Source organism: Flavonifractor sp. An82 (genome assembly GCF_002159265.1).
In the GTDB taxonomy this organism is placed as follows: Bacteria; Bacillota; Clostridia; order Oscillospirales; family Oscillospiraceae; genus Flavonifractor.
Genome location: NZ_NFHG01000039.1, coordinates 1 through 10343, shown reverse-complemented (window position 1 = coordinate 10343; position 10343 = coordinate 1). Strand labels below are relative to the sequence as shown.

Below are 10343 nucleotides of genomic sequence, written 5' to 3'. Positions count from 1 at the left end.
GTGGCCATCCTGTCAATGCACCATGACTGCGGTGACCATGCACCATTTCAGCGGTCTGAGTGCACCATTCGTGCGGTCTAAGGGCACCGTTTCAGGCGGCGTATTCATTATGAGGAGCCCGTTCTGGAAGTGATCGGGTTTGACTGCGAGGATATTATTACCACCAGTGGTGCGGGTATACTTCCGGATCCGGGTTTTGGCGGCGGTAACGAGGGATCGGTTGACTTCGAGTAATAATTATGGCCTTCTAGCAAATCGCCCGTTTCTACAGAAAGGTATCCGATAGAGGTGCTGTGCAAAAGTACAGCGCCTCTACGACTATCTTCCCTATTGTTTCACCATAAGAGAAGGATAAAAGGACAACCATGTTTCATCTTTCATTAGCAGGATACTCATTTACCGTGGACAACCGCTATGAATACGTCAAAGCCCTCTGCTGGGATTACTGGACGCAAAAATCAGGGGAGCTTATTACGATAAGTAAAGAAGATGTTGCCCGGGAGCAGACCGACGGCGGTCCGTGGCCTGCCTCCTATCTGGAGAGCCTGGCGGTATATCGGGCCATCTGTGAGCGGCTTGTGGCCCGGGATGTGGTTTTGTTTCACTGCTCCGCATTGGCCTACCGGCAGCGGGGCTATTTGTTTGCCGCCCCCAGCGGTACGGGCAAGTCCACCCATACCAGGCTGTGGCGGGAGGTGCTGGGCGACGCTGTCAGGATGATCAACGATGACAAGCCCCTGCTGAAAGTCACATCCGAAGGGGTTACAGTGTACGGCACGCCTTTCGCGGGGAAAGAGGGGCTGCAGGAGAACAGCTCCGCCCCGGTGGCGGGCATTGTACTGCTCCATCAGGCTGAGGCCAACCACATCCGGCGGCTGTCGCCACGGGAGGCCTATCCCATGCTGCTGAATCAGACTTACCGCCCGAAGGATGGGGCCGGGCTGATGAAAACGCTGGAGCTGGTGCAGCGTCTGAGCCAATTGCCGGTGTACTCCATGGGCTGTACCATATCCCGTGAGGTGGTGGCTCTGGCGGTTCAGAACCTGACCGGCCAGGAACTTCCATCATAGATTGACAGGAGAAGAATATGAAGATTAAAGCAGGATTACTCTCTCATAAAGTTGGCGACCAGTACGTTACGGTGGCCTCTGGTGAAGCCGGAGATGTATTTTGCGGCATGCTCCGCAGCAATGAGACTGTGATGGAGCTGCTGCGGATGCTGGAGCAGGAGACCACGGAGGAGCAGCTGGTGGACGGGCTGTTTGCCAAGTACGACGCCCCCCGGGACACCATTGCGGCCCATGTGCACCGGGTACTGGAGCAGCTCCGTGCCACCGGCCTGCTGGATGAGTAAGCCGGTTTCTCCCCTGGAGCGGGAGATCCTGTCCGGCAATCCGGTGGTGACCATGACATCCGGGGACAGCATGGAGCCCCTGCTGTTTGATCACGATACCCGTGTGGTCATTCGCAGGGCCGAGGGCCCGCTGAAAAGGGGTGACCTGCCGGTGTACCGGCGGCCCTCCGGGCAGTTTGTGATGCACCGGGTGGTACGTGTGGGGAAGAACTGCTATTATACCCGGGGGGACAACCGTTACGGTACCGAACGGGTACCTCAGGAGTGGATGCTGGGCGTGGTCACCGAGATCTACCGGAAAGAACGCCACTTCCCTGTGACGGACTGGCGCTACCGCCTGTATGTGGCCCTGTGGGGCGGGCTGTACCCCATCAGATATTTGGTGCACAGAGGGAAAGCATGGATAAGAAAGGTACGATAACAGAGCTCTGGAAGACGGCAGGCGGGACAAGATGGAAGGTTGGCCTGCTTCTTTTTATGCGGGCAGCTATTGCTTTTATCAATGTGGCGGTAGCCCTGCTGCTGCGGGACCTGATCAACGCGGCGGTAGCCCAGCAGAAGGAGCTGTTCTTTTCCAAGGCCGTTTTCTTCATCGGGCTGATTTGTGGTCGTGTGGCCGCGGGGGCGGCGAACCGGTTTTTACAGGAGCGCATCAGCGCGGAGTTGGAAAACAAGTGGAAGACCCGCCTGTTTGATGCCCTGCTCCGACAGGACTACGGCTATGTCTCAGCGGTGCACTCCGGCGAGTGGATGACCCGTCTGACCAATGACACGGTGGTGGTGGCCGGCGGGATGACCAATCTGCTGCCTGACCTGGGCGGGATGCTCATTCGTCTGGTGGGCGCGGCAGCGGCCATTTTGTTTATGGAGCCGCGCTTTCTCTATCTGCTGGTTCCCGGGACCGCGGCCCTCATCGGGCTGTCCTACCTCTCCCGGAAGCAGATGAAGCAGCTGCACAAGCAGGTTCAGGAGGAGGACGGTGCTCTGCTCACCTGCCTGCAGGAGAGCTTTTCGGGCATGTTGGTGGTGCGGTCCTACGGCGTGGAACCCATGGCGCTCCAACAGGCTGAAACGCACATGGAGCGGCATAAGGCGGCCCGCCTGCGCCGCAACCGTTTTTCCAACCTGTGCAATACCGGCTTCAGCGCTCTGATGAATACGGTCTATGTGGCGGGAGCCTGTTACTGCGGCTACGGTATTCTGACCGGTACCATCTCCTACGGAACCTTCACGGCCATTCTGCAGCTGATTGGACAGCTGCAAGCGCCCCTGGCCAATCTCAGTGGGGTTTTGCCGCGCTATTATGCCATGATATCCAGCGCCGAGCGGCTGCTGGAAGCGGAAGCCGGGGCTGATTCCGTACCGCAGAAAAAGACGGTGGAAGAGGTACTGGAGGTCTATGAGAATCGGCTGGAGAAGCTTGTGCTGGAGGATATCTCCTTTTCTTACCGGAGTCAGGGCTGCGGAACCCCGGGCGCGGTAGAGCAGAATAACCGGAACCAGGTGCTGTCCGGCTGGAATTTTTCCATCCGTAAGGGAGACTATGTCGCCATGACCGGGCCTTCCGGCTGCGGAAAGAGTACCCTCCTGAAGCTGCTGATGTGTTTGTATCAGCCTGACGCGGGGCGGCGCTATTTGCAGCTGGACCATGAGCAGGTGCCCTTGGATGGAACATGGCAGAGGCTTTTTGCCTATGTCCCGCAGGGGAATTATCTGATGCAGGGGACCATCCGGGATATGGTTGCCTTTGCCGACCATAACCGGCGTCAGGATGACCCGGCCATTTGGCAGGCCCTGTCCGTTGCCTGTGCGGAGGAATTTGTCCGGGAACTGGAACACGGCCTGGACACAGAGTTGGGCGAGCGGGGCGCGGGACTGTCGGAAGGCCAGATGCAGCGCCTGGCCATTGCCAGGGCCGTTTTTTCCCGTAGTCCTGTTCTGATTTTGGACGAGTGCAGCAGTGCCCTGGATGAGCCTACCGAGGCCCAGCTGCTGCGCAATTTGCGGGCCATGACGGAGCGGACGGTGATTATCATAACCCACCGTCCGGCGGCGCTGCAGATTTGCGATCAGATCTGGCGGGTAGACGACCAATTGCAGTTGACTTGAGGAGTGTCACATTGAAAGGATCGAGTAAAACCGACAAGAGCGTCTGGAGCAGGGCGGCATGGGACATGTTGTATCTGACGGCCTGCGGCATTCATAAGCAAGCGCCGGACCCGTCGCGCGTGTTAGCCATGGATCTGAAAAAGGTCTATACACTGAGCCGCAGCCAGAGCTTGAATGCCCTGACCTATCTGGCGCTGGAGCAAATGAAGAAGGTGGATGGGCCGGAAATCCCGGATCCCGACCAGATACTGCCCGCCTGGGCGGAATCCAGAAACAAGGCCATCCGAAAGATCATGCTGCTCGACGGCGCACGGGCGCAGTTGTTTGCCTATCTGGAGGAGAAAGGGATCTGGCACCTGCCGCTGAAAGGGGTCATTCTGACGCCGCTGTACCCGGAACTGGGTAGCCGGCAGATGTCGGACAACGACATCCTGTTTGATGGTGCGTACCGTCAAGAGGTGCGGGAGTGGTTTGTGGGCCATGGATATACAGCGGAAAGCTATGGGGAAGGAAACCATGATGAGTACCACAAAGCGCCTGTCTACAATTTTGAGATGCATGTGGCCTTATTCAACAAAACTGCGCAGCCTCAAATGGCGGAGTATTACCGGACGCTGCGGGAACGGCTGAAGCTGGCGCCGGGCAAAGCCTATGAGTATTGTATGACGGACGAGGATTTCTATCTCTACCTGCTGGCCCATATGTACAAGCACTACAGCAACAGCGGAACCGGATTGCGAGCCCTCCTTGATGTGTACGTATATAACCGGGCAAAGGGTAAGCTGGACAGAGTATATCTGGACCAGGAACTGCAAAAAATCGGCCTGCTGGAATTTGAGAAACAGATGCGGCTGCTGGCGGACAAATTCTTCGATCCAGCGCGGAAGAAAACGGACTTGACAGAGCAGGAATGGGAAATACTGCATGAATTGTCGTTCAATCATACCTATGGCAGGATAGAAAATATTTGGAGAAATACCGTTCGGAAAACGCAGCCGGAGGGCGAACCCATTACCGCCGGCGTAAAATTCCGATATATTCTGAGACGGCTGTTCCCCAGCAGAGCGCATATGGAAAAATGGTGCGAGCTGTATTCGCCCTTTTTCCACCGGCATAAATGGCTCATGCCGGCTGCGCGGGTTTGGCGATTTGTAAAAGCCGAAAAAGAGAGAGGCACGACCATAAAGAAGGAATTTTATACTGTGCGGAAGATGTAGCAGGATTGCAGGCATAAGATCTGAAACATCAATATCCGGTTTTGTGCTGCAACAATGGCGAGATAGAATCCAGGAACCTCTTGGACTTTTCATCCCATGCTTAATCTGGTATAATAAAAAACAGCAAAATGCTGTTATCATGTGGGAAGGTGGGCCAGAAAGGAGCTCCCATGGAAGAGACATATCAGCACTTACTGTATTTAACGGGACGTGCGCTTTTCTCGGCACATGCCGAGCCGCTGCCAAAGAATATCGATTGGCAGGCCCTTTACGATGAGTCCAGGAGCCAGGCCCTTACACTGCTGATCTTTGACTGCCTGAATGGGGAAGAGCGGGCGGCAATGCCGCCGGCGCTTTTGGAGCAGTGGAAACGACAGGCGCTGTCCACACTCTGGTGGAATGAGCAGATCCTGACGGAGCAAGGCGAAGTTCTGCATCAGATTCGTTCTTTGGGGATTTCCTGTGTCATTTTAAAGGGCACTTCTTCCGCAATCAGTTATCCCAATCCCCAACTGCGGGCTGCGGGAGATATCGATCTGTTGGCAGCGCCGGAGGACCGGGCAGCAATACGCGGGCTGTTGGAAAAACTGGGCTATCAGCCGCCTGCAGATCACCATCACTGTCATGATTCCATGGCAAAGGGTAAGCTAGTGGTAGAACTGCATTGGGAACCAAATGGAGTGCCGAATTCTGCGGTGGGCAATAAGATCCGAGCCTACCTGCAGCCATTTGTCCGGCACCCTCAAATAGTAGACGGGATACCCATGCTGCCGCCATGCCCCAGGGCGGTGGTCCTGCTGCTGCATAAGCTGGAACATATTATTAACACCGGCTTGGGACTGCGCCAGCTGTGTGACTGGGCGGTATTTGTACACAGGGAACTGACCCCGGCATGTTGGAACGAGCTGTCGGGGCTGCTACATACCTTTGGCTTGATGGTGTTTACCAAAGTAATTACCCGTATTTGTGTAGATTATCTTTCCCTCCCGGCCCAGGATGCACCCTGGTGCATGGATGCGGATGCTGCATTGTGTGAAGCGCTGCTGCAGGATATGCTCCGCACCGGAAATTTTGGAAAGAAAGAAGAGCGGTATGGTCAGCGCCTGTTTACCAATCCCCAGGCAAAGGGGAGAATATCCAGCTTTCTTCGTATCGGGGTCTCAGCCTGCCAGGTCCATTGGCCGCCATGCAAACGGTATCCGTTGCTGCTGCCGGTGGCACCGGTGGCTTTGCTGCTCCGTTACCGGAAGCAGCGTAAGCTGGGGCAGCGCCCGCCGCTCCACCTGATTCAGATGTATCACGGCGCGGATCAGAGACAGAAGCTGAATGCCGCGCTGCGCCCTTTCTTGCCGACCAAGTAGATAAGTACAGTTCGTTTCCGGTGTGAAATGTGCGCTCTATAGGAGACTGTCAGATCCGTTCTGAAACAGTCCCCTATAGAAGCGCCTTTTTCATGGGCTGGGGACGGAATAGCAGCCACAAGTAAGGGGAAATGACGGTATGACGACAGCATGTTGTGAAAGGAGTTCATTGTGAAAGCAGAGCGAAAGCATCGACGCAAGGCGCGCTACCTTCTTTTTCTGGGGGTGCTGATTTGGAGTCTCTTTATCTGGAGCAACTCATGCAGGCCGGCTGCTGAGTCGGCAAATCAAAGCCTTCAGGTTCTTAGCTGTTTTGAACCGATTTTTCAGGCTCTGCATATTCCCACAGAGCTTGGCCATATCTTAATCCGCAAGGCAGCACATATGACGGAGTTTCTGGTGCTTGGTGTACTTTGGACAGCATCACTTCTGTGGGGGCTGAACAAGCCTATCGGCAGCAGTATCTTTGCTGGGGCAAGCTTTTGTCTGATGACAGCTTTGGTAGATGAAAGCATCCAGCTTGTTTCACCGGGGCGGGGGAGCTTGGTTACAGACGTATGGATCGATTTTGGAGGAAGCTGCATAGGTATTTTGCTGGTAAGTATGATATATATCCTTTACAGAGCTGTACATAGGAGTAATGCCTGCTGAAACTATGAAGCTTTTTTTCACACATATAGGGCGCTGTGCACAAATTTTACACAATAACATCTTATTTTGTGAATCACTGGCACTTTGGGTTGAAATAGGCAATAAAACCGCGTATAATGTAAACGCACAAAAAAGTGCCATTTTTCTGCTTAACATGGGTTAATAGCTGGTTGTGCGGCAGAAAAATATGAGAGAGTAAGAGGGTTAGAGAGAATGGCAAACAGGCATATGGTGTTTCCTTGGCGGACCCTGGTTGTTTTTGGGGTCGATACCTGTTTGATTGGGCTTACAGGTATCCTGGCGCTGCTGGTGCGGTTTGACTTTTTGATTAGCAGCATTCCGCGCAGCTATCTAAATGCATATCTTTGGTGCTTTTTGATTCAGGTGATCGGTACAACGGTGGTTTTTTCGCTGCGGAGGATGTACCACTTTATCTGGCGCGTTGTCAATGTGCGGGATGTGGCCAAGATGGCTTTTTCTGTGGTGCTGGCATTTGTCGTCACCTTCCTGGGATGTCTGGCTTTCAGGGTGAATTTGCCCAGAAGCGTTTGGTTCCTGATGCTGGTCTTTCAATTGTGCGCACTGGTGGGGATTCGCTGTGCACTGCGGTTCTGGAATATGTTCAATGCATATCTGCAGACCCGCCGGCCCAGCAGTGAGCGGATTATGCTGATTGGCGCAGGGGCTGCGGGACAAGTCTTGGCCCGTGAGCTTGCCTGCAGCCAGCGCGTAGAGGGACGGCTTTGCTGCATTATTGATGACAATCCCCAAAAAACGGGCAAATATATGGATGGTGTCCGGATTGAGGGTGGTCGCGCCCAGATTGAAAGCTGCGTGAAGAAGTATAATATCACGCAAATCATCGTGGCCATTCCTTCTGCCACGGAGGAGGAAAAAGCAGACATTCTCAATATCTGCAAGATGACGGGGTGCCGACTGCGCGTGCTGCCCGGCCTGTATCAGCTGCTTAACGGCGAGGTAAGCCTGTCTGCGGTAAAAGATGTCCAGGTGGAAGATCTGCTGGGGCGGAAGCCTGTGCGCCTTGATACGGCGTCTATTTCTGCATTTTTGGCAGGCAAGGTAGTCCTGGTGACCGGCGGCGGCGGTTCTATCGGCAGCGAGTTGTGCCGCCAGATTGCACGCTATGAACCCAAGACGCTGATTATTCTGGATATTTACGAGAACAATGCCTATGACATTCAGCAGGAGTTGCGCCGCAATTATAAAGATCTTCTGGACCTCCGGGTGGAAATTGCATCGATTCGGGACAAGCAGAGGATCTATCGGCTGTTTGATTTCTATCGTCCTGATGTGGTATTCCATGCCGCTGCCCATAAGCATGTTCCGCTCATGGAGGCCTGTCCGGCAGAGGCCGTCAAAAATAATGTGTTTGGAACCTACCATGTAGTGAGAGCGGCTGAAAAGTATGGCACCAAAAAGTTTGTCATGATCTCCACAGACAAAGCGGTAAACCCCACCAACTTTATGGGAGCCACCAAGCGGTTCTGTGAGATGATTCTGCAGAGCCGTCGGAACAGCAGTACGGAGTATTGTGCAGTCCGTTTCGGCAATGTACTTGGGTCCAATGGTTCTGTGGTGCCCCTTTTCAAGAAGCAGATCCAAGAGGGCGGTCCGGTGACGCTGACGGATAAGCGAATCATCCGCTATTTTATGACCATTCCCGAGGCTGCTATGCTGGTGCTGGAAGCGGGTGCAATGGCCAGACAAAGTCAGATTTTTGTTCTGGATATGGGAGAGCCGGTCAAAATTTTGACGCTGGCGGAAAACCTGATCCGACTGTCTGGCCTGGAACCGTACAAGGACATTGAGATCAAAGAGGTCGGCCTTCGTCCGGGCGAGAAGCTGTATGAAGAGCTGCTGATGAAGAGTGAGCATCTTTCCAAAACAAACAATGAGAAGATCTTTGTGGAAGAGCAGCGGCCTATCACACCGGAGGAGATCATGGGGGCCTTGCTTACCTTGGATAAAATGATTTCCGCAGAGAGCAGCAATGATCAGCTTATTACACTGATGCGCAAGCTGGTACCGACTTACCGTGATCCGGCAGAGGTGAATGCTGAAGCAGAGCGCTTTACACAGGAAGACCACGAACGGCTTGAGAGTGTGGGAACTTATGAAGAAAGTGTAGAGGAACGACAGAATTCTGTTTCCGAACAGGTCCTAATTGGTGTATAATAAATAGGCGGATATCGAAAGGGAACGCCCCGGGTGATAACCCGGGGCGTTTTTAACAAGTATGAAATTAGGAGTACACTATGAAACGTTGGAAAAAAGTCCTATTGATTGTAGTGCTGGTCCTGCTGGTAGCAGTGGTAGGGCTACTTGTCTGGCAGAGAGAAAATGTAGGGGCGCTCTATACTGCGCTTACAACTGATCAGGACACTATTTTGAAAAATATGGAGCAATCCAAACAAAAGTTGGAGGATAGTCTAACGGACTATGATATTACCGTCTTTGCTCCGACAAAGGAACAAAATGAGGCGCTGCTGAACGGAACTGCCAGCGCAGATGAGATCAAGACGGCTTTGGGTCTTGAGAATGCGGATGCTCAGGATGCTGTGTCGTCGGATGGGGCATCTACAGAAGAACCGAGTCAGTCGGCTGTACCCGGTGAATCACTAAAGCCGGGCGGGCAAAGTCAGACAGGTTCGACGCAGAGTCAGGCAAATGCGTTGGTGGAGAAGTGCATAGCTGAGTTATATGCCTGCCAGGTGGATTTGATGGCGCAGCTGGGCAGCATGAAACAGGAGGCATTAAGCCAGTGGAACAGCCTGGATGCGGAGCAGCGTACCACCCAGAAGCTGCAGGAAATAGGCCTTAATGGACTGATGAAATGCTATGATTTGGAGGTTGTTACCGATCAGGAAGTGAAAACTATCTTAGCCACATATAGAACCAAACTGGAGGCAATTGGAGCAGATACTGCAGTGCTAGACTCTCTGTGGAAATATTATAGTAATGAAAAGGCTGCCCAAAAAGCATATTATATCAATAAGTATTTAAATTGATGTGGAGTAAAAATGTTCTCATAAGATATGAGCGAAGTGAAGTGTTTTACTGATTTGCAACTCCCGGCCTTGATGGCCGGGAGTTCTTTACCATGGCGCTAATTTAGCTGTGGTGTCCCAATGCCCGCACTGAACAAGGCCTTGAAGCTGTATGGGACAGTGATAGCCTGGACTGGAAGGAGATCCCGGCAAATGAGATTACCCAGCGGGTGGTGAGTCGGGTGTGCCCCGGCTCCATCGTGCTCTTCCACAACGCCGCCATCCACACGCCGGAGGCGCTGCCCGGCATCATTGAGTGCCTGCTCCAGGAGGGCTATACCTTTGTGCCCATCTCCCAGATCATCCTGCCCGGCACCTGCGGCACCGACTATACCATTGACCACACGGGGCGGCAGCAGCCCTGTACCTGAGAAAAAAAGAGCCCGCGCCCCGTTTCCAAATCGGAAACGGGGCGCGGGCTTGTTGATTTGCGGAGAGATCAGTCCGCCACGTTCTGGCTGAATACGCCGCCTGAAAGTAACCGTAAAATCTTTCGGCGCATAAAAAGGCCGCCATCTCAGCGCACAGGCAAAGAGATGGCGGTCTGCATTTTCATTATGGTTTTGGAATTTTACATTTCTGG

The 10343-nt window shown here is 53.6% G+C and carries 10 protein-coding genes; all 10 read left to right on the top strand.

The window, feature by feature from the left end; genetic code table 11:
* Window positions 1-401 precede the first annotated feature (401 nt).
* The 10 genes from B5G34_RS17880 (at window position 402) to B5G34_RS17835 (ending at window position 10131) form a co-directional block, all read left to right on the top strand.
* Window positions 402-1070 carry a hypothetical protein gene (locus B5G34_RS17880; protein WP_087340600.1) on the top strand — a complete coding sequence of 223 codons (669 nt, stop codon included), beginning with the start codon at window positions 402-404 and terminating at the stop codon, window positions 1068-1070.
* A 17-nt stretch (window positions 1071-1087) separates the two neighbouring features.
* A complete protein-coding gene (locus B5G34_RS17875; RefSeq protein ID WP_087340598.1) occupies window positions 1088-1354 on the top strand; it encodes a PqqD family protein in 267 nt (88 codons plus the stop codon).
* On the top strand, window positions 1347-1775 hold the full coding sequence (locus B5G34_RS17870) for a S24/S26 family peptidase (RefSeq protein WP_087340594.1): 429 nt from the start codon (window positions 1347-1349) through the stop codon (window positions 1773-1775). Before B5G34_RS17875 ends, B5G34_RS17870 begins: the two co-directional genes overlap by 8 nt.
* On the top strand, window positions 1754-3463 hold the full coding sequence (locus B5G34_RS17865) for an ABC transporter ATP-binding protein (RefSeq protein ID WP_087340592.1): 1710 nt from the start codon (window positions 1754-1756) through the stop codon (window positions 3461-3463). Before B5G34_RS17870 ends, B5G34_RS17865 begins: the two co-directional genes overlap by 22 nt.
* Window positions 3464-3474: 11 nt before the next feature.
* Entirely contained in the window at window positions 3475-4680 is a 1206-nt protein-coding gene (locus tag B5G34_RS17860) for a nucleotidyltransferase family protein (protein ID WP_087340590.1), read from the top strand.
* Window positions 4681-4850: 170 nt separating this feature from the next.
* A complete protein-coding gene (locus B5G34_RS17855) occupies window positions 4851-6041 on the top strand; it encodes a nucleotidyltransferase family protein (RefSeq protein ID WP_162609530.1) in 1191 nt (396 codons plus the stop codon).
* A 171-nt stretch (window positions 6042-6212) separates the two neighbouring features.
* The gene (locus B5G34_RS17850) at window positions 6213-6692 is read left to right on the top strand and encodes a VanZ family protein (RefSeq protein WP_162609529.1); all 480 of its coding nucleotides are present in this window, start codon (window positions 6213-6215) and stop codon (window positions 6690-6692) included.
* A gap of 213 nt (window positions 6693-6905) precedes the next feature.
* Entirely contained in the window at window positions 6906-8888 is a 1983-nt protein-coding gene (locus tag B5G34_RS17845; RefSeq protein ID WP_087340584.1) for a nucleoside-diphosphate sugar epimerase/dehydratase, read from the top strand.
* An 80-nt stretch (window positions 8889-8968) separates the two neighbouring features.
* A complete protein-coding gene (locus tag B5G34_RS17840) occupies window positions 8969-9721 on the top strand; it encodes a hypothetical protein (RefSeq protein ID WP_087340582.1) in 753 nt (250 codons plus the stop codon).
* 209 nt (window positions 9722-9930) lie between these two features.
* Window positions 9931-10131, top strand: coding sequence for a hypothetical protein (locus B5G34_RS17835; RefSeq protein ID WP_242957120.1), 201 nt, complete (start codon window positions 9931-9933; stop codon window positions 10129-10131).
* Window positions 10132-10343 lie beyond the last annotated feature (212 nt).